27 protein-coding genes are annotated in these 25,522 nt (G+C 50.2%); 9 read left to right on the top strand and 18 right to left on the bottom strand.

The window, feature by feature from the left end:
- Positions 1-58 precede the first annotated feature (58 nt).
- The 7 genes from BGP75_RS12580 to BGP75_RS27050 form a co-directional block, all read right to left on the bottom strand.
- Positions 59-1,561 carry an aldehyde dehydrogenase gene (locus BGP75_RS12580; protein WP_076718939.1) on the bottom strand — a complete coding sequence of 501 codons (1,503 nt, stop codon included), beginning with the start codon at positions 1,559-1,561 and terminating at the stop codon, positions 59-61.
- 71 nt (positions 1,562-1,632) lie between these two features.
- The gene (locus tag BGP75_RS12575; RefSeq protein WP_076718938.1) at positions 1,633-2,355 is read right to left on the bottom strand and encodes an amino acid ABC transporter ATP-binding protein; all 723 of its coding nucleotides are present in this window, start codon (positions 2,353-2,355) and stop codon (positions 1,633-1,635) included.
- Positions 2,348-3,019, bottom strand: coding sequence for an amino acid ABC transporter permease (locus BGP75_RS12570; protein ID WP_076718937.1), 672 nt, complete (start codon positions 3,017-3,019; stop codon positions 2,348-2,350). The genes BGP75_RS12575 and BGP75_RS12570 overlap by 8 nt, the downstream gene beginning before the upstream one ends.
- 11 nt (positions 3,020-3,030) lie before the next feature.
- Positions 3,031-3,690 (bottom strand): amino acid ABC transporter permease, encoded by a 660-nt coding sequence (locus BGP75_RS12565; RefSeq protein ID WP_076718936.1) that lies wholly within the window; start codon positions 3,688-3,690, stop codon positions 3,031-3,033.
- A 99-nt stretch (positions 3,691-3,789) separates the two neighbouring features.
- Complete coding sequence (locus BGP75_RS12560) at positions 3,790-4,608, bottom strand: transporter substrate-binding domain-containing protein (protein ID WP_076718935.1); 819 nt, start codon at positions 4,606-4,608, stop codon at positions 3,790-3,792.
- Between the two features lie 163 nt (positions 4,609-4,771).
- Positions 4,772-5,644, bottom strand: a complete 873-nt coding sequence (gene dapA, locus BGP75_RS12555; protein ID WP_076718934.1) for a 4-hydroxy-tetrahydrodipicolinate synthase — start codon at positions 5,642-5,644, stop codon at positions 4,772-4,774.
- A gap of 514 nt (positions 5,645-6,158) precedes the next feature.
- Complete coding sequence (locus BGP75_RS27050; protein WP_158070105.1) at positions 6,159-6,314, bottom strand: hypothetical protein; 156 nt, start codon at positions 6,312-6,314, stop codon at positions 6,159-6,161.
- A gap of 564 nt (positions 6,315-6,878) precedes the next feature.
- On the opposite strand from BGP75_RS27050, the gene BGP75_RS27045 reads away from it, so the two are divergent.
- Entirely contained in the window at positions 6,879-7,016 is a 138-nt protein-coding gene (locus BGP75_RS27045) for a hypothetical protein (RefSeq protein WP_158070104.1), read from the top strand.
- On the opposite strand, the gene BGP75_RS12545 is transcribed toward BGP75_RS27045, so the two are convergent.
- Positions 7,003-7,266, bottom strand: coding sequence for a helix-turn-helix transcriptional regulator (locus BGP75_RS12545; RefSeq protein ID WP_076718932.1), 264 nt, complete (start codon positions 7,264-7,266; stop codon positions 7,003-7,005). The two genes, BGP75_RS27045 and BGP75_RS12545, sit on opposite strands and share 14 nt — an antisense overlap.
- Before the next feature lie 3 nt (positions 7,267-7,269).
- Positions 7,270-8,649 (bottom strand): type II toxin-antitoxin system HipA family toxin, encoded by a 1,380-nt coding sequence (locus BGP75_RS12540; RefSeq protein ID WP_083704788.1) that lies wholly within the window; start codon positions 8,647-8,649, stop codon positions 7,270-7,272.
- 482 nt (positions 8,650-9,131) lie between these two features.
- Here BGP75_RS12540 and BGP75_RS12535 point away from each other — a divergent pair, with 482 nt between their 5' ends.
- Entirely contained in the window at positions 9,132-9,908 is a 777-nt protein-coding gene (locus tag BGP75_RS12535; protein WP_076718930.1) for an SDR family oxidoreductase, read from the top strand.
- Between the two features lie 29 nt (positions 9,909-9,937).
- The gene (locus tag BGP75_RS12530) at positions 9,938-10,951 is read left to right on the top strand and encodes an AraC family transcriptional regulator (RefSeq protein ID WP_076718929.1); all 1,014 of its coding nucleotides are present in this window, start codon (positions 9,938-9,940) and stop codon (positions 10,949-10,951) included.
- A 17-nt stretch (positions 10,952-10,968) separates the two neighbouring features.
- Here the strand turns inward: BGP75_RS12530 and BGP75_RS12525 are convergent, their stop codons facing one another.
- On the bottom strand, positions 10,969-12,186 hold the full coding sequence (locus BGP75_RS12525) for a Xaa-Pro peptidase family protein (protein ID WP_076718928.1): 1,218 nt from the start codon (positions 12,184-12,186) through the stop codon (positions 10,969-10,971).
- Between the two features lie 416 nt (positions 12,187-12,602).
- On the opposite strand from BGP75_RS12525, the gene BGP75_RS12520 reads away from it, so the two are divergent.
- Together BGP75_RS12520 and BGP75_RS12515 are read left to right on the top strand one after the other, a co-directional pair.
- A complete protein-coding gene (locus BGP75_RS12520) occupies positions 12,603-13,211 on the top strand; it encodes a MarC family protein (protein WP_076718927.1) in 609 nt (202 codons plus the stop codon).
- Between the two features lie 43 nt (positions 13,212-13,254).
- Positions 13,255-13,695: a hypothetical protein gene (locus tag BGP75_RS12515; RefSeq protein ID WP_076718926.1), complete on the top strand. Its 441-nt coding sequence runs from the start codon at positions 13,255-13,257 to the stop codon at positions 13,693-13,695.
- Positions 13,696-13,941: 246 nt separating this feature from the next.
- On the opposite strand, the gene BGP75_RS26805 is transcribed toward BGP75_RS12515, so the two are convergent.
- Positions 13,942-14,226 (bottom strand): hypothetical protein, encoded by a 285-nt coding sequence (locus BGP75_RS26805; protein WP_143821046.1) that lies wholly within the window; start codon positions 14,224-14,226, stop codon positions 13,942-13,944.
- Positions 14,227-14,710: 484 nt separating this feature from the next.
- On the opposite strand from BGP75_RS26805, the gene BGP75_RS12505 reads away from it, so the two are divergent.
- The 4 genes from BGP75_RS12505 (at position 14,711) to BGP75_RS12490 (ending at position 18,896) form a co-directional block, all read left to right on the top strand.
- On the top strand, positions 14,711-16,423 hold the full coding sequence (locus BGP75_RS12505; protein ID WP_076718924.1) for an aldehyde ferredoxin oxidoreductase C-terminal domain-containing protein: 1,713 nt from the start codon (positions 14,711-14,713) through the stop codon (positions 16,421-16,423).
- A 157-nt stretch (positions 16,424-16,580) separates the two neighbouring features.
- On the top strand, positions 16,581-17,342 hold the full coding sequence (locus BGP75_RS12500; RefSeq protein WP_076718923.1) for an ABC transporter permease: 762 nt from the start codon (positions 16,581-16,583) through the stop codon (positions 17,340-17,342).
- Positions 17,305-18,078: an ATP-binding cassette domain-containing protein gene (locus BGP75_RS12495; RefSeq protein WP_076718922.1), complete on the top strand. Its 774-nt coding sequence runs from the start codon at positions 17,305-17,307 to the stop codon at positions 18,076-18,078. Before BGP75_RS12500 ends, BGP75_RS12495 begins: the two co-directional genes overlap by 38 nt.
- Positions 18,075-18,896, top strand: a complete 822-nt coding sequence (locus BGP75_RS12490; RefSeq protein WP_076718921.1) for a substrate-binding domain-containing protein — start codon at positions 18,075-18,077, stop codon at positions 18,894-18,896. Before BGP75_RS12495 ends, BGP75_RS12490 begins: the two co-directional genes overlap by 4 nt.
- A gap of 282 nt (positions 18,897-19,178) precedes the next feature.
- Here BGP75_RS12490 and BGP75_RS12485 read toward each other — a convergent pair whose 3' ends face one another.
- From BGP75_RS12485 to BGP75_RS12455, 7 genes are all read right to left on the bottom strand, one after another.
- A complete protein-coding gene (locus BGP75_RS12485) occupies positions 19,179-20,129 on the bottom strand; it encodes a LysR family transcriptional regulator (RefSeq protein ID WP_076718920.1) in 951 nt (316 codons plus the stop codon).
- A gap of 233 nt (positions 20,130-20,362) precedes the next feature.
- Positions 20,363-20,656, bottom strand: coding sequence for an RnfH family protein (locus tag BGP75_RS12480; RefSeq protein ID WP_198939352.1), 294 nt, complete (start codon positions 20,654-20,656; stop codon positions 20,363-20,365).
- 96 nt (positions 20,657-20,752) lie between these two features.
- Positions 20,753-21,442: an electron transport complex subunit E gene (locus tag BGP75_RS12475; RefSeq protein WP_076718919.1), complete on the bottom strand. Its 690-nt coding sequence runs from the start codon at positions 21,440-21,442 to the stop codon at positions 20,753-20,755.
- Between the two features lie 18 nt (positions 21,443-21,460).
- Positions 21,461-22,228 (bottom strand): electron transport complex subunit RsxG, encoded by a 768-nt coding sequence (rsxG, locus tag BGP75_RS12470; protein ID WP_076718918.1) that lies wholly within the window; start codon positions 22,226-22,228, stop codon positions 21,461-21,463.
- Complete coding sequence (locus BGP75_RS12465) at positions 22,225-23,358, bottom strand: RnfABCDGE type electron transport complex subunit D (RefSeq protein ID WP_076718917.1); 1,134 nt, start codon at positions 23,356-23,358, stop codon at positions 22,225-22,227. The genes rsxG and BGP75_RS12465 overlap by 4 nt, the downstream gene beginning before the upstream one ends.
- Entirely contained in the window at positions 23,355-24,959 is a 1,605-nt protein-coding gene (gene rsxC / locus BGP75_RS12460; RefSeq protein ID WP_076718916.1) for an electron transport complex subunit RsxC, read from the bottom strand. Before rsxC ends, BGP75_RS12465 begins: the two co-directional genes overlap by 4 nt.
- The gene (locus tag BGP75_RS12455) at positions 24,956-25,513 is read right to left on the bottom strand and encodes an RnfABCDGE type electron transport complex subunit B (protein ID WP_076718915.1); all 558 of its coding nucleotides are present in this window, start codon (positions 25,511-25,513) and stop codon (positions 24,956-24,958) included. Before BGP75_RS12455 ends, rsxC begins: the two co-directional genes overlap by 4 nt.
- Between the last annotated feature and the right edge of the window lie 9 nt (positions 25,514-25,522).

The following is a 25,522-nucleotide window of genomic DNA, read 5'->3' as shown; positions in this document are numbered from 1 at the left end:
AGGCTTTCGTGAGTGGTTAGCAAGGACCCTCTGGGATCGTAATCAATATTGAAAAAATTTATTCACTAAGATCAAGCCAGATTGTTTTGGTTTCAGTGTATTGATCATGGGCAAGCAGGGAGTTATCGCGTCCACCGAATCCTGATAACTTATAGCCACCAAATGGTGTGGTGATATCACCTTCGGCATAACAATTGACCGACACAGTTCCTGCCTGTAGTTTGCGGGCGTAGCGCTGCGCTTTAACCACATTGGAAGTGTACAGCGAGGCTTGTAAGCCGTAACAAGTATCATTGGCAATCTCAAGTGCGTGTTCATCTGATTCAGCCGTCATAATGGCGAATACAGGGCCAAATATTTCTTCGTTAGCAATGGTCATGTCGGGAGTGACCCTATCGAATAGCGTCGGGGCAATGAACAGACCCTTGCCCGCTACAATGGGGTCACCGCCAGCAAGTACTGTTGCCCCTTCTTCTTTGCCTTTGGCCAGGTAATGGCAGACTTTGTCGTACTGCTCCTGGCTGACAATAGCTCCCAGCATATTGGCCGGATCGAGAGGATCACCGGTAGTCCACTGATCCATTGCCTTTATGATTTTCTCAGTCAGCTCTGCTTTGATATCTTTGTGTATGATAATCCGGGAGTTAGCGGTGCAGTTTTGTCCCATATTCCATAAAGCGGCATAAACGATCTGTTCTGCCACTTTGTCGAGATTGTCTGCATCAGCCAGAACAACGGACGGGTTTTTACCTCCACACTCCAGGACGATACGCTTTAGATTGCTTTTGGCCGAGTATTCCAGAAATTTGCGGCCGATTTCGGTGGAGCCGGTGAAGGATACAACCTGCACATCCTCATGTAATCCCAAGGCTTTTCCGGCTTCATGACCGTATCCTGTCAGCACGTTGATAACGCCTGCGGGAATGCCGGCTTCTATGGCCAACGCTGCCAGCCAAAGGGTCGTCATGCTGGTTTGTTCTGCGGGTTTTACCACTACACTGTTGCCGGATGCCAGAGCAGGGCCCAGTTTCCAGGCGACCATCATCAGCGGAAAATTCCAGGGTAAAACACAGGCGACAACCCCAAGAGGCTCCCGCACGATAAGGCCTACTGCATCGTTTCCTGAAGGGGATAGCTGATCATAGAGTTTGTCTGTTGCCTCCGCATGCCATTCGATGCACTGTATGGTTTCCGGCAGGTCGGTGAGTTCGCATTCTCGTATTGGCTTACCGCTTTCAAGGCTTTCCATGACGGCCAGTTCGCGACTGTTTTTTCGGATTAGATCCGCAAACCGAAGCATGACCTTCTTACGTTCCGCCGGGTGTAAGCTGGCCCAGGCTCCACTTTCAAAAACGGCTTTACCATTAGCAACGGCGATATTGACGTCATCGTCATTGCAGGCGGCAATTTGAGCGATGGTTTCTCCCGTTGCCGGGTTCAGGGTGGGCAAGGTATCCCCTGAAAGCGCATCGACATATTGGCCGTTGATAAATGCCTGGGTAGGGAAATTCAGACTGCCGGCGATGTCTCTGTATTCGCTTGTAGTTAGGAGTTCAGACATGACTAGATTCTCTTTTATTGGTCAGAGTAGCTTTGATAGTTAGTGTGAATAGCCAGGTGCTCAATAAACAGCTACCGCACCTTGCTTAGAAACTGTTGCGTGCGCGCTTTCTGCGGATCGTTAATGAGTTGCTGAGCCGGTCCGATCTCTTCAATAACGCCCTGATGGAAGAAAGCGACACGGTCCGATACATCCCGGGCAAAACTGATCTCGTGAGTCACCACAATCATGGTCATACCGTCATCACTTAGCAGTCGTAAAGTATCCAAAACCTCGCCCACCAGTTCAGGATCAAGGGCGGAGGTGACTTCATCAAAAAGCATGTAATCAGGTTCCATTGCCAGCGCACGGGCGATAGCCAGCCGTTGCTGCTGACCACCGGACATACGAGTGGGGTAGACATCCAGCTTGTCTCCGAGACCGACATGTTTGAGCTGCTTTTCTGCAATATGGCGGGCTTCTTCCTTTGATTTACCCAGTACCAGCCTGGGTGCAAGCGCCACGTTTTCCAATACAGTAAGGTGGGGAAAGGAGTTCCATTGCTGAAAGACCATTCCGATATGGCGCCGAAGTTCGTTCAGGTTGGTGGACTTATCATGAACATCAATACCGTCCACAACGATCTGCCCACCTTGAATCTGTTCCAGTGCATTGATGCAATACAGCATGGTGGACTTCCCCGAACCACTGGCACCAATGATGCTGATAACCTCTCCTCGTTTGACCGAAAGATCTATGCCCTTTAAGACTCGTAGATCGCCAAACTTTTTTTCAACATTCTTCAGTTCAATCATATTGCCACCTTTGTTCCAGCTTGGCTGTGGTCTTCGAAATGGGATAGGAAAGGGCGAAATAAAAGAGTCCGACGATCGATAGAATAATGAACGGCTCCTGAGTACGGGTAATCAGTATCTGTGAGGCGCGAAGCAACTCCAGATAACCCAGTACTGAAACCAGGGCGGAATCTTTTAAAACTCCCAAGGCCACCCCCGCCCAGGCGGGAAGAACTGCCCGCAGGCCTACCGGCCAGACGACGTAACGCATGTCCTGCCAGTAAGTCATACCCAGGGACCGCGAAGCACGACGCATAGACGCAGGTACAGCCTCTATGCCTCCGCGGGCCACCTGAGCAACAAGGGCGGATGTGTAGAAAATCAACACAATACTGCCGGCTGCGAACGGATCTATCGGCAGGCCGATAATAGGAAAAAAATTAAAGAACAGTAGCAACTGAATAATCAGTGGCACACTGCGAAACACGTCCAGTACAGAACCTAACGTCAGGGAAGTCCATCGGGATGCCGTTAAAGCCCATCCGAACAGGCAACCGAAAAATGTGCCCACTGAGATGGCTATGGCTGAAATAAGTAGTGTTCCGCCAGCAGCCTCTGCCAGAAACCACAGATCATTAACTTGAAAACCGCTGAAAAACTGAATAGCACTTGCGTCTGATGACATCGATTTCATCCTCAGTAACGAAATAGCTTTCTGCTAAGCAGGTGTGATGTACCCAGAACAACCTTTACCAACAGATAGTAGATAATTGCTGTTGCCAGAAAGAACTCAAACAGACGGAAGGTGTTTGAGGCCAGGAACTGGGTCTCCCCGGATAATTCTCGAAAACCCACCAGCATTCCTAACGAACTCATTAATACCGCCCATACCAACTGGTTGGTCATCGGGTGATAAACCAGTCGAAAAACCTGGGGAATGACTATCCGCAAATAGGTTTGGGTTGCGGTTAATCCCAGACAGCGAGCGGCCTTGATTTGAGTGTCGGGTATGGCTTGAAAGCCTCCTCGAAAGTTCTCTGCCAGATAACCTGCGTTATTGAACGACAGCCCACATAACACAATAAGAAATGGTGACAGGTGCCAGCCAAAAGCCCCCAATCCAAATCCGAAGAAGAACAGTTGCAAGAGTGCGGGTGTGTTGCGGGCGATTTCGATCCATACTGTGGCGAAAATATAGAGTGGTCGATTGCCGTGCAAGCGCAAAAGAGCAAGACCCATACCCAATACAATACCGATAACCATTGATAAAGTGGCCGCTTCCAGAGTAAGTAAAGCGGCATCCAGCAAATCAGGTATAGCCTTGGTTACGGGTCGCCAATGGAATGTGTAGTCCATATCAATACCTATCGAATAATACCGGTGCCAGCTAGTGGTTATTACTGCGGACAGCCACACCGGTAAGATCAGGAAATGTCTGATTCAGTCCAATGAGTATCAATAAAATACATTTGGAATACGTAATTCTGGGGCTCCGCCACCGACATACTTCCCCCAGAGCTCCTGGTAACGTCCGGACCGGACCTGGTGGGTCACAAACAGGTTCAGATAATTCAGCCAGCCTTGATCCTTACGTGGGCCAACCACCGAGGTATAGTCTGTAGTCCAGGGCATACGAGGGCCTGCTGCCAGAGAATCGAATTGTTGTGCAACCGGTTTTACGGCAGTGTTTGTGGTAATGCCCGCGTCGGCTTTCCCCTGAGCGACCGCCAGGAAGACTTCGTTCTCGCTTTGGTAGCCCTGGTAAAGGTCTTCAGTTCCCCATTCTTTAGCCAGCTTCAGGAACTCTTTTTCAGGAACCGTTCCCACTGCTGCTGCAACGCGCTTACCTTTCATATCCTCAAAGCTTTTTATACCGGAGTCTTTTCGAACAATGGCTTGGGCGTAGTAGATTGCATAGGGTATGGAGAAGCCGACCGTTTTTGCACGTTGTAAAGAGTCAGAAGTGCCACCGAACACAACATCGGCTCGATTGTTAACGATAGAGGGTAGACGCTCAGCCCAGGTGACCGGCAGTATTTCTGCATCCACATCCAGAGCGGCGGCCAGATCCTGACAGTACTCCACATCAAAACCAGCCGGTTTATTGTTGGCATCCCGATAGCCAATAGGTGGGAAGTCCAGCACCACCCCACAACGGAGTTTTCCTTCGTCGATAACATCGTCCAACTTGTCAGCCTGGGCAGCAGCGCCGTATCCAAGAGCTATAGCAGCAACCATCGCCGCAGACATAACCTGTTTAGTGAAAGTCTTCATTTCTCTATTTCCTCTTATTGTTAGTGAGAGCGTTTCTGACACTATTAACGTTTTTCTTTCAGAACCTTGAGTCTTTCGGTATCCGTTATTTTTCAGCCTTTTTTAAATAAGCGGGTTGTTGAAGGTCCCGCTATTGATGCGTTTTTAATTGAAGGGGTTGTAGTTAAAGAACCTGAGTTAACAGCTCAATAAAGCAGGCTTCATCTTTTTCGCTGATCGGTAACAGGGGAGGGCGAACGGTTCCAACCGGAATGCCGATATGTGCACAGCCGAGCTTTGCCTTTTGGTTATAGTCGGCAGACTCCTGGTTCTGAATGACCGGTAAAATACGTTCCATGATTGATCGTACTTTGTTGAAATCATTAGCTTTAGCTGCTTCGATCATTTCTACATGCTGCTCGGGCAGGTAATTGGCAGCCCCGCCAATCCAGGATCGGACTCCCCAGAAAAGATAATCGGCAGCCTGGTCATCCGATCCGCAAACCACTTGAAAATCCGTCATTCCACCATTGATTAAACTGAGGGCACGGCTGAAATCACCGCTGCTTTCTTTGATGCCGATAATGTTCTTGTTCTTGCTGAGTTCAATCACCGATTCAACGCTTATTTCTACACCGGATCGGGCAGGGAAGTTGTACATAATAATCGGCATATCAACAGCTGCACTGACTGACTTGTAGTGGCTGATAATTTCTTGCTGTTGGGGAAGGCAGTAGATCGGGGGAGCCAGCATTAACGTCTGGTAGCCTAGTTCTTTTGCTTGTTGCGCTTTGGCAATTGACCCTGCGGTATGGGTATCATTTACGCCAGCAATCAGCGCCGCCCGGTCGCCGACCCGATCAGCGATATAGGCCATGACGCTGCGGCGCTCTTCGTCACTGAAAGCATAGTATTCACCGGTGGTACCACAGGCTACGATCCCACCAACGCCTGCTGCAATCAAATGTTCCAGCAAATTCCCCAGAGCAGCAAAGTCGACAGAACCCTCAGAATCGAAGGGAGTAACCACTGGCACCAAAACGCCTTCTATATTCATTTTATTTCCTCATGTTCAAAAAGACTGCCTATCACAGCCGTAGATTTGTGTGTCTGTCTGGACAGTAATCCGCCCTGATATTGAAGTCGGTTCCCATTGCCAATCGTTCTGAACTCTAAGCAGTTTGGATGGCTTCTGTATGTCGATTCAGGCCCATCCTAGATTAATTGTAGATTTTATACAATATATAATATTCGTGTATTTGTGTTTATTGGATCTTTGCTAAAACAAAGTTCAAACGAAGAAACTGTAGGGAAGGGGGCTTATGAGAAGGCTCTAACGAGCTGTCAGGCCGTTTATAAACAACAAAACCCGTGTTTGAGCGAGCGAGGGATAAAGCAGGGGCTTGAGAATTTCTGGTTGATGGTTGATTGACGCAGGTACAAGAGTTTCAGGAAGGTTTTCGATAACCGTGCGATCAATTTACAGTGACTTGTTCTTCGATATTACTGTCGGTATATAGCTGGGTAGGGAGTCGCTGACGAGACCGTAGGCTCCTTCTTCAATAAAAAAATCACAGGAACAGCTCTCGCACTACAGGAAAATTTGCAGTCTTATCATCAGTGACGATACTCAGTTTAGATTGGCCTGAGCCGAAATTTCTTGGAAAATAGCCAGGATTAGCGACGGTTGACTCAATCACAGCAACTAACTCTGATGTAATTTCCATCAATTCGATTGTTCCATTATCAGAAGTATACCCAAGTTCATATAATTCGGGCAGAATTTACATTGGATATAAAACTCACCGAAATTTCTCTATTGAAGCGGGTTATTTACAAAGCAGAGATGAAAAAAGAGAAATTAACCAGAGTAATTTTTTAAGTACATTCAGTAGTGCTATTGTTAAATCATATAGTATAGAGCTAGCAGGAAACTATAATTTACCAAAACACGATTATATGAGCCTGATAGGTAGCGTTGGCGTAGTATCAAAGGAAATAGATATTGACGTATCAAATACAAGCCCGATGTATTATGACACCCTGCCTCCCTGATAGAAATAAGGTCACAGATACTGAGAGAAGTACAGGTTTCCAGTACGGAGTAGGTGCGCAGTATCAAATTGATAACAATATTGCTGCCCGGCTAATGGTAAAAAGGGTAGCGAAATGGGGTTTCCTTTAGCTCGGGTACACCATACTCCTGGAATTTTGGAATCCAATACTATTTTTAGTTCGAGGGCGGCCGTGACACTTTGGGAAGAAGGACCTTAAATTACTCTGGTGGCCAGATGAAAATCAGCTTTTTAAAGCTCGTCACGCCAGAACGACTTTCCATTAATGGTTTCTGCTTCTGTGTAGACTCTGACTTGAGCGCCCGCTTTGGTCAGGAACATGCCCATATCTGGGATCTTCTCAATTACGTTTGATAAACCCAATATCATATCCAAATGGCTTCCCTATTTTCCTCAACGTATCCAAAGTCGGATTACCTTTTTCGTTTTCTATAGCCATCAAGATTCTGGGAGTTATATTCAACACCTTCTTGGCATAGTCTTTTTGAGTCATGCCCACGATCTTGCGCATTTGACGAGTTGCTTGCCCGAGAGTCAGTTCGCCCGCATCTAGCGCCCGGTTAAGTTCCTTCTTGAGTTCAGTAGAGTTCTGAGGAGGTTTCATCGGTTAGTCCTTCAATGACAATAATTGCTTGGCATGCGCTTCGATTGACTTCTTTCGAAACTCGATGATGTCCTCGTCAATGCTTGCCTCGCGCATGAATCCTTCCAAATCCCCAATCTTTTCCCCAAATTCTCGCAAGGAATTCCGTATTACCCCACCATCCACGCTATCCGGCAGCACATTCACTACTTTTTCCCATTGGGGGGTACCTGCCACTTCTGCGTCTCCCTGCCATCGGCATACTCTGGCGATTCCCTCGGGATCCAGATACATGGGTGCAAAATCAAACAGAGGCGTTAGCGTCACTTCCCCGCTTTCATGGCGGAACACCGCCGTGTTGCGTGCATGGTTGTCTTTGTTTCCCATTGCTATGTTTACAACATCCCTCTTCACAAATTCTAAAATTTCTTGAGTGGGATCGGTCGAGAACTTCGCCAAAGCCTCGCAGAGTTCCTCTTGGGGAATGGCTACACCGTAGTCGCTTACTCCTGCCAAGGAGCACAGACTCTCCATTGGCAGGCGCTTCATCGGCTCGCCTGACTCGCGGTCAAAGCGGGGAATAAACAAGGTGTCGTTTTCCCAAATCAACTCCTTGAAGACCTTCAGACCAAGCTTTTTAGCCACCCGCATATAGGCGGCCTCATTCTTCAGAACCTGTCTGTCCGCCGCAGTTTTTTTCCCGCGGGCAAACTTGACCAGCCAGCTGGACACCACCTGGTCGTCGGGTAATGCACCCTCAGCATGAAAGCGTCCCTCGGAATCCTTGACCAGCATGAACTTGGGAGCGGCTCCCTGCACGTCGGAGGCCCCCGACGTGTGGGCCCCATTTTGAAACGCATACTCGATGAAATGCTCCTGGCGCGACACGACAGTTTTCATGTCGAAACCAGGATGATCCTGCAGGGATACGACCTTTCCATCCTCATCAGGCACCTGGATCTGCGGGTCCCGCGTCGCATCTGCTTCACGGATGCGAATGTTCCCGGGGGGAAAGGCGGCACCATTCAGCAACAGGGGCCAGTCCGCCTGCGAACTGTCACTCAACTCCAGACGTTTTAGCCAATGGTCGCGCCCGTAGCCATTCGGCAATATGTCCAACATGAACGAGGGCCAGGTGGTGCTTTCGTGCAACTCGAAGCTGACAGGCAGACTGCAACTCAGTCCTGCTGCCAAACGTTCGGGATCATCCAAGTGTGAGGTGACAAAATCGACCATATATTCGAGTTCACTTTCTCCCTTGTACCCCAGCTCTGGCTGTCGAGAAGAAAGTGTCGCGGCTATCAGCCATTGACCCTTGTAATAAACCTCGATGGTTGCAACCTGGTCTGTCATCTCATCTCCAAGAATCACAATAGTGGTACCAAAACAGGATTTATCAACCATAATAAACCACTATAGTGGTATAAAATATAGATTATTCAGTATTTACATACCACTATAGTGAACCAAAATGTATTTCCTTTTCTCGAACACCTGTATGACCTATCGACTATCCACGATCTATCGGTGCTTCTTGTGGTTCTCACCATGGCTTGGTTTTGGCGTCCAATGTCACTCCCGTTTCAGCCGACAGCTGACGTTGGACGAGTTCTATTTAAGTGGCGGCTATGTGCTCAAATCATACGTTTAGGTGTTGCTGATATATTGGTGTTAAGAGGCGGTTTCCAACACTTAGCCGTAATTCAACAATCATCAGCCATACTGACTGATGATGCGACGTTGCAGGCATCAGCCCTCCGTTCTCACAACCGATTTTGAATATGGCGCAGTCGGATAGCAGGTCGGCATCTTTCGCCAGTGCGTGACGTCATTTGCGGTCGTATCATTTCCTCATCGAAATATTACACCTGAGGACAACAATGAACATGACAGACACAGCACTGATTACCGGAGCATCCAGTGGTATTGGACTGGAGTTGGCAAAAATACATGCCCAGAACGGAGGCGATTTGGTTTTGGTTGCCCGATCGCGGGATAAGTTAGACACCCTCCAGCTGGAGATGAGTGAGATATACAATGTTAAGGTAGTCGTGTTCGATGAGGATTTAGCCGACCCTGATGCTGCCAAGCGGATATTTGAACAAACTCAAGCGCTCGGTATTAAGATTGATGTACTGATCAATAATGCGGGGTTTGGAGGGTATGGAATGTTTCATCAGCGCGAACTGGCATCCGAACAGACGATGATGCAGGTCAATATGGTGTCTCTGACTAACCTGACTCACTACTTTATTAAGGGGATGGTCGAACGTAATCGTGGTCGGATTCTGAATGTATCCTCGACAGCCTCCTTTATGCCAGGCCCGTTACAAGCGGTCTACTATGCTACCAAAGCCTATGTAACCTCTTTTAGTCAAGCGATCGCAGAGGAAGTGAAAGAATCTAATGTGACGGTTACGGCCCTTTGCCCCGGTGCAGTGAATACAGGGTTTGTCGAGGCGGGTAATCTTGAGGGGGTGAAAATATGGAGAAAGGCTAAATCCGCAAAATCAGTCGCGCACTGCGGTTATAAGGCGATGGAGCGTGGTCAGTTAGTCGCGTTCAACGAAGGTAAACTTAAATTTATGCTGAATTGGATTGTGCCTCTTTTACCGCGTAAAACTGTACTCAAAACCTCTCGTCAAGCAATGGAAAAGAGCTGATTTAATTACAAAGATCGGATGGTTGAGCCATGAAATACGCCAGCAAGTTTGCTATTCCCTGCGGCTGGAAACTGATGCTAACAGATATGCAAATCGATCCAAATGCGGTGCTGGCTTATGCCAGACTACCAGCCGACCTTTTTAATCGCAGCGATGCTACCTTGACGCCAGCGGAATACTTTGAGTTATGGCGTGGTATCGAAAAGGCTGCTGGTGTGCGAGAAGTGCCATTGTTATTGGCAGAGAATTTTAATGTGGAATCTTTTGATGCGCCAATCTTTGCGAGTCTTTGCAGCCCGGATTTTAATGTTGCAGCCAGGCGATTGAGCCACTACAAGCCTTTGATTGGCCCCATGGCATTAGAGGTGGATGTTACAAAAGATTCGACCCTGCTGACGCTGAGCTGCTATCAGGAAGCAGGAAAGCTTCCTCGAATCCTAAGTCTGTGCGAACTGGTGTTCTTCTGTCAGCTTATGCGGGTTGGTACTCGTGAACACATCACGCCTCTTTCAATCGCGCTGCCGGAACTTCCATCTGATCTTCAGCCGTATCTAACCTATTTTGGATGTCCTGTCAGTTATTCTGACAACACAGAAATCAGCTTCGCATCGGGCGATGCAGCGAGGCCATTTTTGACCTCAAATATCGGAATGTGGGACTTTTTTGAGCAAGGGTTGAACCAAAAACTGGCGGATTTGGATGCAGGGGCCAGTACTTCTGCTCGGGCCAAAGCGGTATTGCTTGGCATGTTGCCAAGTGGTGAAGCAACAATAGAAGCGGTGGCATCGCAATTAGCCATGAGTAAGCGCACTCTACAGCGCAAGTTATCAGCGGAAACAGAATGTTTCCAATCGATATTAACATCAGTTAGGGCAGAGCTTGCCGACCACTATCTTGAAAAATCCTCGCTTTCACTGAGCGAAATTTCTTTCCTGCTCGGTTTTCAAGAGTCCAATTCTTTTATCCGTGCTTACCGAGCGTGGAAAGGAACTTCACCAGGTCAGTATCGCGAGCAGTGTCACTCATTGTTCCGTGGCTTTTAGTGGAGCTCGATTTTCACTCAGACCCTGTAACCAAATGGATCATCAATCGAGTGGGATGGTTGCGTAAACCATTCGGGCCCCTGATCGGTCATATAAAAATGATCTTCCAGGCGGATACCAAACTCGCCGGGAACAACCAGCATGGGTTCATTTGAAAAGCACATACCAGCTGCTAACGGGGTTTGATTACTTTTAACCAGATAAGGCCATTCGTGAATATCCAGACCAATACCGTGACCTGTTCGATGAGGACAACCGGGTGTTTGATAATCAGGCCCCAGACCCTGATCCGCTAGATAGGTTCTGGCCGCTATATCAACCTCACCACAGGGCTGACCAATTTGCGCTGCCTGAAATGCCTTATCCTGGGCAGCTTTTTCTATCGCCCACATCTTCCGTTGGCGATCATCAGCTGTACCAAAAACATAGGATCGGGTGATGTCAGAAATATAGCCTTCAATCTGACAACCAGTGTCGATAAGTACCATATCATTGGTTTCCAGTGCTTTTGGTTGTTTTACCCCATGAGGAAAAGAGGAGTCTTCCCCAAAAAGGACTATACAGAAATAAGAGCCACTTGGAGCACCTACTCGTCGATGAGCTTCGTCAATAAACTCGGTAACTTCGAGAGTTGTTATGCCATTACGCAAGATCCTGGCAGCCGCTTTTTGCACGGTTAATGTCATATCTTTGGCTCGTTGCATCAAGGCGAGTTCTGTTGCTGACTTAATCATCCGACAAGCCCCGGTAACAGGGGTGGCGCTTACCAATTGAAAATCATTTGCCTGTTGATCCATACCGTTGCTGATGAAAAAGGCTGTAGATTCGTCAATGGCAAATTTACCATTATGAATACCCATACCGTTAAGCACATCAATAGCCAAAGCATAAGGACATTCGTGTTCCTGCCAGGTCGCGACCTCAGCCTGAACCTGCATATACTGTTTCAAGGTATTGAGTTCAAAATGAGGCGCTATATAAACCATATCCCCTTTGGCGGGGAGTAGTGCTCCGACCATTCTTTCACTGGGATGCCAGCCTGTACCAGTAAAGTAATAAAGATTAGTCCCCGCATTGAGATAGGTGACTGTGATGCCTTGTTGTTGCATAAGTTTCTGGGCTGCTGCAATCCGCTGTTGAAATTCTTGTTGTGAGACCGGCTGGATATCTGCAGTCATATTTCTGAGTTTTTCCAACTCTTCTTTTGCGGTAGAACCGCCAACGCCAATAGTCATAGTTTGCTTAGCTCAAAGGGGATTTGTTGGTTTATCTTCTTGTTATTAATTGCTTTTGTATGCTCCTGAAGCTATTTGATGACAAGCCATAAAACAGTATACACACCCAACTGTTAAGAAACGTTTGCTGAATAGCTGCAGAGCAGGCGGTAATAGCTGATTAATGGTATATTGTATGCAATTTTTAGTCTACCAGTCTGAGTGGGCTGAGGAAGGCTGTTAAAGCCAACATGAAGCTGAAGGTTTGATGAAGCCCCTATCCGGGGGCTTAGGGAAGTTAAATGCTTGAAAAACAAACATCGTAACAGTTAGAGTACCGTCCAGAGAACGGTTATCACGACAGCGATAGCAGTCGAATAGGCCGGCTATTTATCTACTTGACATACAAGCCTCATCCACTGGGAGCAATCTGATTAATGATTGACTATCTGGCTACCTTTATTGTTTTTTTCGCTGTAATTGACCCCGTAGGGACCGTTCCCGTTTTTATTGCGGTAACCTCACAGTTCGACAACCCATCGAAACGAAGAATTGCGCTGATTGCTTCACTGGCGTCAGCAGGTATTCTGCTATTCTTTGTAATGGCTGGGGAGCTTATCCTTACGGCGATGTCGATTCCCCTGTCAGCGTTTCAAATTGCCGGTGGTATTGTGCTGTTTCTTTTCGCACTTTCAATGATTTTCGGTGAGAGTAAACCTGATGAAGAATTGCGGCTTGCTGAAGATCATCATGAAACGGCTATTTTCCCCTTAGCTGTACCTTCGATCGCGGGTCCCGGTGCTATGCTGGCAGCGGTTCTTATGACCGAAAATGCTCGTTTTAATTTTTGGCAGCAAGTTCAAACAGCAGCCGTTATGCTGTCGGTACTGGTGGTTGTGTATATTCTGATGTTGGGAGCAGGATTTATAAATAAGCTTATCGGCAATAGCGGTGCCAGCGTTGTGAGCCGGATCATGGGACTCATACTGGCCTCGGTTGCCGCGACAAACACGCTTGCGGGGTTAAAAATTTACTTTAATCTCTAAATGCTGAGCCTGTACAGGCATTGAAGTTTCCGAGGAATGAATAATGACAAAGCAATGGCTCAGTAAGTTTCAGGGAACCCAGTGGGAAGGAAAGGGTGAGTTGTGGCTTGATCCTGAAGGGAATAAGCAAGAGCGCTACGATTGCTCGATGATGTTTGGCCATGATGGGCTTGATTACACCTGGTTGTATGAGGGGGAGACCAAAAAAGGGAGCTTCACATTTAATAAGGCTGGAGGGGCCATTTGGCTTGATAGCTGGCACCAGCCAAAATCAATCCCGTGCGTGGATGTTGCAAATGCATGGGGACTTTTTACCGTCGAATGCTGTTATGAAGTACCCTCCAGCCCGAGTTGGGGCTGGCGAAGCAAACTCTCTGAGCGTCCAAATGGAGATCTGGTTCTTCAAATGACTAATATCGCACCCTGGGGTGAAGAAGGGCGAGCTGTCAGAATGATTTTTACATCAGTGGCAGACAAGGCCTGAACGGATAGATATTCCGTGTTCCATCAGACAAACTTAACCTGTTTGATGAACGCTGCACAGCGGGGAAGGTTTAAAGGAAAAAGATCAACATGACTAGTCGTGCTGAAGAGAAAGCACGGCGAAGTCGCGGTAGGGTAATCGTAACACCCCTGAGAACAGTGTTTACTTTATTTTGTTGACGCTGAGTTTACTGTCCATGTATGGCCAATTATCTGGCGATAAGCGTATTGCTATTTAGAGTCACCACTATTTTGAATTACTGGCATTGCCCGGAACAGGCGAGTTCAGAGTCGTTGATTGGCATGATGGTCGCTTGTTTGGTGATACTTTACACATCCAGACCTTCACCGTTTCACTGGGCTTGGTTTCAATTCGCTCGATAAACCAGCTGACAGAGTGGTCCTGTTTTCCTGTGGATACTCCGAGGGGAACGTATTCCCTGTTAGGCGTTATCTGCATTGCTTTTATTGCATCGGTTGCTGAAGCTATCCCGCTGATACATAACAAAAAACAAATTGTGACTAATTTCATGATTATTTCCCCTTTCTATGGCCTGCTTGTTAGGGGGCCTGCGACCAGCTCCCCCAGGCTGTTTAAAAAAGACGTTTTAGATAACGCTGTATAACTGCCTGTCTTTGAGTCTAGCCGATTGTTTCACAAATTCCTGCCGGTAGATTGAGTCTCTACATCAGATAAAGCCGCTGACATTTCCGGCTTTCAGTGAAGAGTACCTGACTCGTTTATTATCCTGCCGTGGCTGTTTTGGTAACTGCACCGATGAGTCTGAGATTTATATATAAGAAGCGCCTATAAATCGTTTGTATTTTTTAATTTGAGTTGATAAGCGTAAAAATCAAGAATCAGTCTGAAAGAACATCCATAGTCGCTATGACCGCGGTGCGCTCGCTGAGTGGGAATGGAGCCGCTGAGTAATGCTCGCCTATGGTTGTTTTCTGTAACTTATGTCCGGATTACGGCTGCTGCCTGATCTGCGGCAATCAGGGGCTGGTTCAGTATGCGCAGGTATTTACAGATAAATCTCAAAGATCAATCCATCGAAACTGAAGAGCTGAATGGGGATTCGGTTGCCTGTGCCGGGCGTTACTTTATTGTCAGAACACTGCTGGAGCAGGGCATCGCCACCGTGGAACCTCTTTCTGCCGATAACCCTCTTATTTTTTCGGCCGGTCCCTTTGCTGGTACCAGTTTTTCTAATGCCAACCGGATCAGTGTTGGTTGCAAGAGTCCGCTGACCGGTGGAATTAAGGAGGCTAATGCCGGTGGTACTTTCGCACTGGCAATGGGCCACCTGAAGCTGGCCGGATTTACTCTTCAGGACGTATCTCCCGAATGGGTAGTGATCAGAATTCCAAGGGAAGGGCCGATTCAGTTTGATTCTGCAGAGCCTTATATGGGTAAAGGCAATGTGGCGGCCGCTGCTCTGTTGCATGAAAAATATGGCGACAATGTCAGTCTTGCTCTGTGCGGTCCAGTGGGCGAGTACCAGGGATTGCTATCTGGTATCGGCTTCAGTGACCCAGAAGGACGCCCGGTGAGGCTGGCTGCTCGTGGTGGTGTTGGTGCGGTTATGGGGCATAAAAGAGTTAAGGCCATTGTGATCGATAAGGGTAAAACGCCGGAGCTGCATGATCGCAAGAAGGTGTCGAAAGCCGTTCGTGAATATGGGGTGCAGATTCGTGAGCATGAAGGCCTGAAAAACCTGAATCAGCTTGGTACAGCATTTATGGCGGATGTTGCCAACTATATTGGCGGGTTGCCAGTCAATAATTTCAGTCGGGGGCAGATGACTGATGGGACGCTGAAAATGGGAGGCCAGTATATTCGTGAGCAGAATCTGGCTCGCGGCGGTGACCAGACTCATGCCTGTATGCCGGGTTGCATGATCAAGTGCAGTAACGTCTATCACTGTGAAAAAGGCAAGGAGCTGGTTGCTCCGCTGGAGTACGAAACGATTGGTCTGATGGGGACCAATTGTGGCCTTACGGAGCCTGATCAGGTGGCGGAGCTTAATGCTATCGCTAATGATCTTGGTATCGACAGTATTGAAACCGGCGCGGTACTGGGAGTGGTTATGGAGGCTGGGCTGGCGGAGTTTGGTGATTTCAGTTATCTGCTTAGTGCTCTTGAGGAGATTCGTTACGGAACCGATCAGGGGCGCCTGTTGGCGCAAGGGGCATCGCGAGTCGGGACCCACTACCAGATTAAGAGGGTGCCCGCTGTCAAAGGTCAGGCATTAAGCGCTTATGATCCCAGGGTTATTGAAGTAACCGGTATCAGCATGATGGTCACCGCTCAGGGTGGGGACCATACTGCCGGTAATCTGGGGGGCTACGACTGTAAAGGGAAGAGCATCGCCGAGCTGGTTGATGTCAGTATGCAGGCTCAGATCAGTGCTGCTGCGGCTGATTCACTGGGAATGTGTATTTTTGGTCGTGCGGTGACCGATCCCAATCATCAGTTGCTGGCCGATACCCTTAACAACATTCATGGTACTGAACTGGCCCCATCGTTTATTGCCAGACTGGGGCGGGATACCTTACGACTGGAGAAGCTGTTCAACCGGCAAGCCGGATTTGAGGAACAGGACGACAGCTATCCTGCGTTCTTTTACGACGAACCGCTACCTCCTTCAGACAAGGTTGTACGGCTTTACAGCGACGAGGTGAATCGCTGTATCGATCAGTGGTGGGAGCAGAATCCTGACTAAACGGGGGAACAGGGTTGTTAGTGCCATCTGAACAGCCTGGTACGGGACCGGTGTGGACAGATTTGATCGTTTGTCTGTTGTTTTAGTCATCGCTGCTTAGCTGATATCGGTGATATTTATCGCTTGATGAAGTTTGCTCTGCCGTTGGGATGGGATCATGAACGACTTTTCTGACGCTTTTATAGCGGCGTTCTCATTGCTGATTCAGTTGGATGCTGACCTGGTGGAGATAGTTGCATTGTCGCTCACTGTCAGCTTGACCGCTGTTCTTAGTGCCGCGGTGATTGGCATGCCGTTGGGGGCTGCGCTGGCAATTGGTTCTTTTCCGGGACGGCGGATGCTGATTATCGCTATTAACTCACTGATGGGGTTGCCTCCCGTTGTTGTTGGCTTGGTCGTCTATCTGATGCTGTCCAGATCCGGGCCGCTGGGTGTGCTGGGGCTGCTGTTCACTCCCACGGCGATGGTGATTGCCCAGCTTATCCTGGTGATGCCAATAATCGCAGCCTTGACCCGGCAGGTGGTGGAAGTGCTCTGGGCAGAGTATGAGGAACAGCTCAGATCACTGGGAGCGACCCGTTGGCGGGCGCTGCCAACCTTGCTTATGGACGGACGCAGTCAGCTGTTAACCGCGTTGCTGGCGGGGTTCGGGCGGGCAATCGCTGAAGTGGGGGCGGTGATGATTGTCGGTGGCAACATTGATCATGCAACTCGGGTGATGACGACCTCGATCGCATTGGAAGTGAGTAAAGGAGATCTGGCCTTGGCGTTAGGACTGGGAATTATGCTGGTACTGATCGCCGTTGCTGTCAACGGGCTGAGCTGGCTGATAGGCAGTCCGGGGCAGGACCGGCTTTTAAGATCGAAAAGAGGAGGAGGCTATGGTAGACAGCAGTATCCTGCCGCTCGAACTCGATAATGTGAGTTATGAAATTGATGGCAAGCGTCTGGTCAAGAATGTTTCCTGTTGTTTTGAAGCGGGCCGGAGCACACTGGTTATTGGCCCGAACGGCGCCGGTAAAAGCCTCTTCTTACGGCTCTGTCATGGTTTGCTGCAGCCTTCGTCTGGTCTGCTGCGATGGCGGGGAAGTGACGGGCAGACGGGTCAGCGGCAGGCAATGGTATTTCAGCGGCCGGTGATGTTACGACGATCGGTTTGGGCCAATGTCGGTTATGCGTTGTCGGTCAAAGGCGTTTCGCGCGCGGAGCGGGAACCCATCATAAACCGGGTTCTTCAGTGCACCGGGCTGAGTCGCTTTGAGGACATACCGGCTACGCGACTTTCCTTTGGTGAACAGCAGCGACTTGCCTTGGCTAGAGTCTGGGCGTTGAGCCCCCAGGTCCTTTTTCTGGATGAACCCACGGCCAGTCTTGATCCTCCTGCCACTCATCAGGTGGAACAGATAATCACGGCCATCCAGTCTGCCGGAACCCGGATTATCATGACCAGTCATGATCTGGGCCAGGTGCAGCGACTTGCCGATGAAGTGATGTTCCTGCATCGCGGGCGGTTGCTGGAACAGACAGCCGCAGAGCAGTTTTTCGATTGCCCACAGAGCGATCTGGCCAGAGCCTTTACCCGAGGTGAATTACTCTGGTGGCATCGTAAAAATCCATTACACCCACCCGGAATCAGCAAGGAGATTTCCAGATGAGATTTTTTTCGATTGTTGGACTTATCGTATCACTGGGTTTTGCAGTAGCCGTGAACCTGGCCCATGGCGCGGAGACATTTATTACTCTCGCCTCAACAACTTCGACTCAGAATTCAGGATTATTTGACCATATTCTGCCCCGGTTTATGGCTGAATCCGGTATCGAAGTGCGGGTTGTCGCAGTAGGAACCGGACAGGCGATTCGAATCGCCCGCAACGGTGATGCCGATGTGCTGCTGGTTCACCACCGTCCCTCAGAAGAAAAGTTTGTTGAAGCCCGTTATGGAATAGATCGAAAGGACGTGATGTATAACGATTTTGTGATTGTCGGGCCGATTGCTGACCCAGCAGGTATCAGAGGTATGAGTGATGCAGCACTGGCGCTGAGTAAAATCGTTAGCGCTTCAGCTGTTTTTGTCTCCAGAGGAGATGATTCAGGAACCCATAAAAAGGAGCTTGGACTCTGGGTTGCAGCTGATATAGAACCAACGGTTAATTCGGGGGAGCGCTATCGCGAAACTGGGTCGGGCATGGGGGCGACGCTTAACACTGCCAGCGCCATGAGTGCTTATACGCTGGTTGATCGTGGCACCTGGCTGAGCTTTCGCAATAAGCGTGACCTTGCTGTCATGGTGGAAGGGGATGCCCGGTTGTTTAATCCTTATGGTGTCATTCTGGTCAATCCGGCGCTGCATTCACACATTAAAGCAGAAGCAGGTCGTCGTTTTATTGACTGGCTGACTTCCACAACCGGACAGGATGCCATCGCTTCATTCCGGATCGGTGATAAACCGCTTTTTTACCCCACAACCCGATAGGAAAAGGTTATGAGGCCGGTTACTTGATGTTGGTATTCACCACTTAAGGGCATTGAATACAATAGGTTGTTCATACTGACAGTTTTAATGGGATTCTTAATGGGATTCTTAATGGGGTTCTTAATGAGAGTCTTAATCAGGTTGAATTTGATCTGCCGGATAGCCTGTTGAAATATTCAATTTTTCGCATTCGCGATACAAGTCTTCAATTTAAGTGTTACGGGGGATCTGAGAAGAAATGATCTTTCTTACAGATCCTGCGGAAATTTATCGGAAGTCTAATCAGCCAGCCTTTGCAACATTTCCGTCCAGCAGCGCCCGGGGATCTGCCAGAGTTGTCGCTAACAGTTCTCGAATGGTTTGGGCGGATCTGGACAGTGGCTGATTCTTGCGAGTGATGATATAGACCTGACGTTCCACCACCGGATTCGTCAGCTCACGAAACACCAGCGGCGACTCGGAGAGTCGCGGAACAGCCAGTTCAGGTAAGGCTGTTACGGCCAGGCCAGCTTCCAGGATTCCGGCCAGAGCAGCCATCGTCAGTACTTCGTAGTCCGGGGAGTAGACTGATTCCGGTAAGCCTTCAGTGGTGTTCAGTAAGACGCTGACACCGGTATCCTGAGACATTCCGGCAAAGGGATACTCTTTCAGCTTGTGCCAGGGCAATGGAGAGGAGCTTGCAGCCAGGGGGTGGTTCGGTAACAGGACGGCACCCACCCGGTCCCGAAACAACGGGGTAAATTCCAGTTCCGCGTGATCTTGCCACTGATTGCTGATGCCAAAATCAGCTTCGCTACGGCGAACCTGCCGGTGAACACCGCGGGCATTGTCGTCGCGAAGATTGACCTTGATCGCAGGAGTACTCTGGCGAAAACTCTCTATTGCGCGTGGCAGTAGTCTGACGGCTATGGAGGGCAGTACTGCAATATCGACCACGCCGCTGCGTCGCCTGGCCGAAGCATGGACCGATAGAATGGCGTTCTCAAAATCCTCGATTAACCGCTCTGCTGTTGGCAGAAACTCCTCGCCATCCGGTGCAAGACTGACTTTTCGGGTGGTTCGTTTGAACAGCTCGACACCAATTAAATCCTCTAACTGATGAATAGTGATGGTCAAGGCTGGCTGGGAGATGGCCAGCTTATCTGCTGCACGGGTAAAATTTCCCTGGTGGGCCACTTCGACAAAAGCACGCAGATGCCTGAGGTTTAGAACTCGACTGATACCGGTCGCCATAATTATTATTCTCTTATGCGCTGCTGAATCTGCTCAGTGAGGTTCAGCTACTCTGGTCAGATCTTCGCTAATACACTTTTGTTATTGGTTGTATACAATGTACGTGTTAATACCCTTTCAAGCAATAAGGTTTATTCTGGTCCGGTCCATCAGATGAAACATCATTCTGGTGGCTGAAAAAGCGCTTGCGGTCCCAGCTTGGTGATGGGAATAGCACCGGCGGCTGTGGTTGGCTAATCAGTGACAGTCACGAGGCTGTCGGATCGTTTTCGCCCCTTAATGGACTTTGGATTGGCGGTGGCTGGCAGGTAGATCTCCACCCGGTCACCGGGTTCCAGAGGTTTGTCGAGACGGGCAAACTTTCCAAAAATACCCAGTTTGTAGCTGCTGAGATCGAGGTGAGGTAGGCGATCCAGCAGGCCGGAGCAGGTGATTGCGTCTTTTACGGTACTTCCCGGTGCCAGTGTTGACTTTAACCACAGCGGTTGTTCAGGATTGGCAAATACCACACTGATCTGCATGCTCATAGTTGGTCTCCTATCTTATTCCACTTTTATTATGAGGTTATTGTGGTGCTCTGTGATTAATTATTCCAATATAAAAAACAAAACTATTTATAAGAATTAATTATCAATGGTCGGGTCTATTGTCTTAGCAGATAAGGCTTGCCGGGAGCGGCTTGCTGAGCGCTCAACCAAACGCTTGCCCGCGATCAGAAACCCCATCACCAAAAAGCCGCCTGGCGGTAGCAGCATCAGCAGTACACCGCTGTAATCCTGCCACAGGACCAGCTCCATGACGCTGAAGCTGCCGCCCAACAGCAGGCCTGCCTGAGCAAAAAGGGTTCCGCTGCCCAGTATCTCGCGACAGGCTCCCAGCAATACCAGTGCCATCGTCATACCTGCACCCATCATCAGTCCGTCAGCAATCGCGGGCAGTACTGGCTGGCGGGAGGCGAAGGCTTCGGCCCGGCCCAGAATCGCACAGTTAGTCACGATCAGCGGGATAAACAGCCCGAGTACTTTATGCAGCTCATGAATCCAGGCGTTCATCACCAGATCCACCAGTGTAACCAGAGTTGAGATAATGAGAATAAAAACCGGGATACGAACCTCAGGGATAAGCCAGCGCCGGAAGGATGACACCAGCAGGTTCGAGCCAGTCAAAACCACTGTCGAGGCCAGCCCCATCCCCAGACCGTTGGTGGCTGTGCTGGTGACCGCCAGCAAGGGGCAAAGTGCCAGCAGCTGGGCAAACACCACATTATTGTGCCAAAGACCGTCGGCGATTATCTGTCGATAGGAAGGGATCATTGGTTACCTCGATTGTGATTACTTATTATCGTTACGACCAATATCGTTACTACCCATGCTTTTAGTATCTGGTTTGTTTTTACCTTTGTCGGGACTACCTGTGCTGTGTTGATCTGGGTCGGAATTGTCGGCGCTGGTGCCGGCACCGGCAGAGGGCAGAGAAGCGGGGTTGGCCAACAGAATGGAACGCTGCTGTTGAAACAGCAGCAGGCCGTCTCTGACCGTTTTAACCAGTGCTCTCGGCGTGATGGTTGCACCGGTAAACTGATCGAACCGACCACCATCTTTGCTGACGGCCCATTGTTCCGGGGCGGTGTTTTTCAGTGATAGTCCGACAAAACTCTGTATCCAGTCTGATTTGCTAACCTCCATCTTGTCCCCCAGCCCCGGGGTTTCGCTGTGGGCAAGTACTCTGACCCCCAGTAGTTCACCGTTTCGGTTCACGGCTGATAGCAGCTTGATAGCTCCGCCATAACCCTCGGTTGTGGTCAGACTGTAGGCGACGGCGGTGATCCTGCCGTTCTTTATGGCACGAAAAAACCGTATATCACTCCCTCGGGTGGTGATACTGATTGAGCTTGCTCCCAGGTTGTTACTGTAAAAGTCTTCAGAAATTACTTCAGTCAGAGAGGCATTCAGGTCTTCTGACTGGCGTTGAGCGATGGCTGTCCGGGTGGCGAGCTGGGCTGTGGCCAGTATTGATGTGGCCAGTAGTACAGCGGTTCCCAGTAGCAAGCCAGGCCAGCTGAGTTGACGCCAGTGGTCTGATTTGAACCGCGCAATCATTTGTCTGACCCGGATGAAGGTGACTTCGGTTGAGTATAAAAAAATTCTCGGATACGGCGCCAAAGAGGCCTTTTTATTGGGGTACCCGTTCGGCTGCGTCCATAGCGACGGGGTCTGACATAGTGATCAATCAACGGCGTCATAGCATTCATCAGCAGCACTGCAAAAGCGACACCTTCCGGATAGCCTCCCCAGGTTCGAATTACAAACGTCAGGGCGCCGCAGCCTGTACCAAACAGTAACTGTCCTCTGCGGGTGCAGGGAGAGGTTACGGGATCCGTGACAATAAAGAAGGCGGCCAGCATGACTCCGCCGGAAGTCAGGTGAAAGAGCGGGCTGGCATAAATTTCTGGGGCCAGTATCCAGGCGGTCGTAGAAAGCAGAAGCAGGCTGCCGAGAAAACTGGTCGGCAGACGCCAGCTGAATATGCGCTGGCGGAGCAGGTATAAACCGCCTATTGCAATCAGCAGCGATGAGGTTTCACCCAGGCTACCTGCCGTCAGCCCCAGGCTGCTGTCCAGCGGTTGGAAGTACTGCTCCGTTAGCTGTTGTAATGGCAACCCCTGGCTGAGGTCGGTTTTTAACTGGCCTAATGTGGTGGCCGCGGTTAGACCGTCAAAGGCAGTACTGCTCTGAAAGGTAATCTGTAATCCTTCGATAAAACTGGGGGCTGCTGTGCTCAGCAGGGGGGCCGCTTGGGTCCAGTGGGTCATCTCCACCGGGAATGAGAGCAGCAGCGCAACTCTGGCCAGCATCGCCGGATTGAAGGGATTCTGACCGATACCACCGTATACATGTTTGCCGACAATGATGGCAAAACCGCTGCCACAGATAGCGATCCACCAAGGGGCATGAGGAGGCAGGCTCAGCGCCAGTAATAATGCTGTCAGCATTCCTGAACCATCCAGAATATAAGTATCCAGCGGTTTGCCAGTGCTATACAGGCAAAGTATTTCGAACAGCAGGGCGCTGAGCAGGCAGAGGCCGATCAGGTTCAGTGCCGGCCAGCCGAACTGGTAGACTGCGAACAGGGTTATGGGTGACAGGGCAATCAATACCGTCGTCATCAGAGAGGGCACTCTGCCGGGGTTTCGCACATGAGGGGCTGCCTGTGGAATACTGATTTTCACGAGAGCTGCTCCGATTGCAGTGGTATATCCGTGACTCGGCTATCGGTAGCAATGATGTTCGCAGCGGCACCTTTATGCTGAGTGCCGGCATCATCCCCGCTTGCTGGCCTGTCAGGATTTTTTGAAGCTGGTCGAGTGTTCTTGATGTTGTTCTTAGTGTTGTTTTTGGCTTTGTCTTCGGTTTTGGCCGCTTTGCGGGCGTCCCGGGCAGCCTGCTGGCTGGCCAGACGTTGCTGGCGTGCCAGCGCCATTTCCCGGGTCTGCTGTGCTTTTCTGGTTGCCGTCTGACGGCAATCAAGTACTCCTCTGGCGTAGTTAAAATATTGCACCAGAGGAATTTTCGCCGGACAGACATAGGAGCAGCAGCTGCAGCCAATACAGTCCTGAACGCCGTAATCAACAGCACCATCAATATCATCTGCGCGCAGCCGGGCCGCCATTTCCACGGGCATCAGACCAACCGGGCAAGCTTCTACACAGCGCCTGCAGCGGATACAGGGGCGTTCGGGGCCGTCATCGACCTCCCTGGCTGTCAGCGCCAGCACACCACTGGAACCCTTGACCAATGGTACTCCGGTATGAGGAACAATCTGTCCCATCATCGGACCGCCCATTACCAGCCGTGCCGGTTCTTCGTTGAGCCCGCCGCAATATTTAATGACTTCGGACACCAGCGTTCCGACGGGGACTTCCAGGTTTTGCGGCTTCGCTATGGCGCCGCCAGCCACCGTGATCACACGAGATAGCAGAGGAGTGCCAGCGCATAGAGCCTGCTGGATCGCATAGACGGTGCCGACGTTGTGGACGCAGACTCCAATGCTGGCGCTACGGGCTCCGACCGGAACTTCCCGGCCGGTGATAATGCGTATCAGCTGTTTATCCCAGCCCATTGGATAGCGGGAAGGGACTCGAATGACGTTCAGCTGATTGATTCCTTTAGCTGCCGCTGACATGGCAGCGAAGGCTTCCGGCTTGTTGTCTTCAATGGCGACAGTGGCCTGTTTTGCCTGCAAAGCGTGTGCGGTCAGCCGGATACCGTCGATCAGTTGAGGAGCCCTCTCACGCATCAAGCGATCATCACAGCTCAGATAGGGTTCACATTCGCTGCCGTTGATAATCAGGTTGTGGATCGGGTACTGCAGGCTTTGACCAAGCTTTACTGCCGAGGGGAAGGTCGCTCCCCCCATACCGACAACACCGGCCAGGCCTACCTCGCGTGCGATCTCTTCCGGCCTGAGGGACCAGGGGTCTGTTGGTGTTGTCCAGGCTGGACTCCAGTGGTCTTTGCCGTCGGTTTCCAGAATTACTGTTTTGACCGGCAAGCCCGATGGATGCGGGGCCGGAAATTCATCAATAGCGACAACTGTGCCACTGCTGGGCGCGTGAACCGGTGCAGATATCTGTCCCTGACTGCGGGCCAGCAGTTGTCCTTTATACACGTAATCACCGGGACTGACTTCCGGTTCCGCCGGTTCCCCCACGTGTTGCTGTAATGGCAGATAGAGTGCGGCTGGTAAGGGGAGCGTGCTGATCGGATGATCTGCCGTATGCTGTTTCAGCGCTTCAGGATGCACGCCGCCGCGAAAACCGAACAGTTTCATACCGCCCCCTGCTTTGGCGGGCCACTGTCCTGGTGCTGAGGGTTGGGCCAGTGCCAGTTGGTCAACGTCAGAGGTACCTCCTGCATTGAAATCCCTTCAGTGGGGCAGACATCGGTGCAGGCTCCGCAACCGGTACAGGCATCATCAAGAACCACATGCAGTTGTTTAGCAGCGCCGACCAGAGCATCAGTCGGGCACTCGCGCAGGCACTTGGTGCAGCCGGTACACAGGTCTGGATTAACCCAGGCGAGTACCGGGGTCCGGGATCCAGCATCGCTGCTATCCTCTTCCCGTCCCAGAATGCTGCCCAATTGCTGAACCAAAAGAGGTCCCCCGGGAGGACAGAGATTGACGGAGGCTGTGCCCTCAGCAAGTGCTTCAGCTGCCTGTCGGCAACCGGCATAACCGCATTGGCCGCACTGGGTTCCGGGCAGCAACGCACTGAGGCTTTCCCGCAAGGGGTCTTCCTTGACCGGAAGATAGCGGTTAACAGCTCCCAGCCCCAGACCAAGAAGGGTACCGATAAGCGTGAGCAGGGTAACAGCAGTGATCATTACTTACTC

The sequence above is a fragment of the Motiliproteus sp. MSK22-1 genome (genome assembly GCF_001968815.1).
GTDB lineage: Bacteria > Pseudomonadota > Gammaproteobacteria > Pseudomonadales > Balneatricaceae > Motiliproteus.
The sequence above is the reverse complement of the archived record's forward strand: the minus strand, read 5'-3'. Positions and strand labels throughout refer to the sequence as shown.

Excerpts from the sequence above, each read along its gene's own strand:
- BGP75_RS12580 (WP_076718939.1), bottom strand. The coding sequence starts at position 1,561 with ATGTCTGAACTCCTAACTACAAGCGAATACAGAGACATCGCCGGCAGT.
- BGP75_RS12575 (WP_076718938.1), bottom strand. The coding sequence starts at position 2,355 with ATGATTGAACTGAAGAATGTTGAAAAAAAGTTTGGCGATCTACGAGTC.
- BGP75_RS12570 (WP_076718937.1), bottom strand. The coding sequence starts at position 3,019 with ATGTCATCAGACGCAAGTGCTATTCAGTTTTTCAGCGGTTTTCAAGTT.
- BGP75_RS12565 (WP_076718936.1), bottom strand. The coding sequence starts at position 3,690 with ATGGACTACACATTCCATTGGCGACCCGTAACCAAGGCTATACCTGAT.
- BGP75_RS12560 (WP_076718935.1), bottom strand. The coding sequence starts at position 4,608 with ATGAAGACTTTCACTAAACAGGTTATGTCTGCGGCGATGGTTGCTGCT.
- dapA (WP_076718934.1), bottom strand. The coding sequence starts at position 5,644 with ATGAATATAGAAGGCGTTTTGGTGCCAGTGGTTACTCCCTTCGATTCT.
- BGP75_RS27050 (WP_158070105.1), bottom strand. The coding sequence starts at position 6,314 with ATGGAAATTACATCAGAGTTAGTTGCTGTGATTGAGTCAACCGTCGCT.
- BGP75_RS27045 (WP_158070104.1), top strand. The coding sequence starts at position 6,879 with ATGAAAATCAGCTTTTTAAAGCTCGTCACGCCAGAACGACTTTCCATT.
- BGP75_RS12545 (WP_076718932.1), bottom strand. The coding sequence starts at position 7,266 with ATGAAACCTCCTCAGAACTCTACTGAACTCAAGAAGGAACTTAACCGG.
- BGP75_RS12540 (WP_083704788.1), bottom strand. The coding sequence starts at position 8,649 with ATGGTTGATAAATCCTGTTTTGGTACCACTATTGTGATTCTTGGAGAT.
- BGP75_RS12535 (WP_076718930.1), top strand. The coding sequence starts at position 9,132 with ATGACAGACACAGCACTGATTACCGGAGCATCCAGTGGTATTGGACTG.
- BGP75_RS12530 (WP_076718929.1), top strand. The coding sequence starts at position 9,938 with ATGAAATACGCCAGCAAGTTTGCTATTCCCTGCGGCTGGAAACTGATG.
- BGP75_RS12525 (WP_076718928.1), bottom strand. The coding sequence starts at position 12,186 with ATGACTATTGGCGTTGGCGGTTCTACCGCAAAAGAAGAGTTGGAAAAA.
- BGP75_RS12520 (WP_076718927.1), top strand. The coding sequence starts at position 12,603 with ATGATTGACTATCTGGCTACCTTTATTGTTTTTTTCGCTGTAATTGAC.
- BGP75_RS12515 (WP_076718926.1), top strand. The coding sequence starts at position 13,255 with ATGACAAAGCAATGGCTCAGTAAGTTTCAGGGAACCCAGTGGGAAGGA.
- BGP75_RS26805 (WP_143821046.1), bottom strand. The coding sequence starts at position 14,226 with ATGAAATTAGTCACAATTTGTTTTTTGTTATGTATCAGCGGGATAGCT.
- BGP75_RS12505 (WP_076718924.1), top strand. The coding sequence starts at position 14,711 with ATGCGCAGGTATTTACAGATAAATCTCAAAGATCAATCCATCGAAACT.
- BGP75_RS12500 (WP_076718923.1), top strand. The coding sequence starts at position 16,581 with ATGAACGACTTTTCTGACGCTTTTATAGCGGCGTTCTCATTGCTGATT.
- BGP75_RS12495 (WP_076718922.1), top strand. The coding sequence starts at position 17,305 with ATGGTAGACAGCAGTATCCTGCCGCTCGAACTCGATAATGTGAGTTAT.
- BGP75_RS12490 (WP_076718921.1), top strand. The coding sequence starts at position 18,075 with ATGAGATTTTTTTCGATTGTTGGACTTATCGTATCACTGGGTTTTGCA.
- BGP75_RS12485 (WP_076718920.1), bottom strand. The coding sequence starts at position 20,129 with ATGGCGACCGGTATCAGTCGAGTTCTAAACCTCAGGCATCTGCGTGCT.
- BGP75_RS12480 (WP_198939352.1), bottom strand. The coding sequence starts at position 20,656 with ATGAGCATGCAGATCAGTGTGGTATTTGCCAATCCTGAACAACCGCTG.
- BGP75_RS12475 (WP_076718919.1), bottom strand. The coding sequence starts at position 21,442 with ATGATCCCTTCCTATCGACAGATAATCGCCGACGGTCTTTGGCACAAT.
- rsxG (WP_076718918.1), bottom strand. The coding sequence starts at position 22,228 with ATGATTGCGCGGTTCAAATCAGACCACTGGCGTCAACTCAGCTGGCCT.
- rsxC (WP_076718916.1), bottom strand. The coding sequence starts at position 24,959 with ATGAAACTGTTCGGTTTTCGCGGCGGCGTGCATCCTGAAGCGCTGAAA.
- BGP75_RS12455 (WP_076718915.1), bottom strand. The coding sequence starts at position 25,513 with ATGATCACTGCTGTTACCCTGCTCACGCTTATCGGTACCCTTCTTGGT.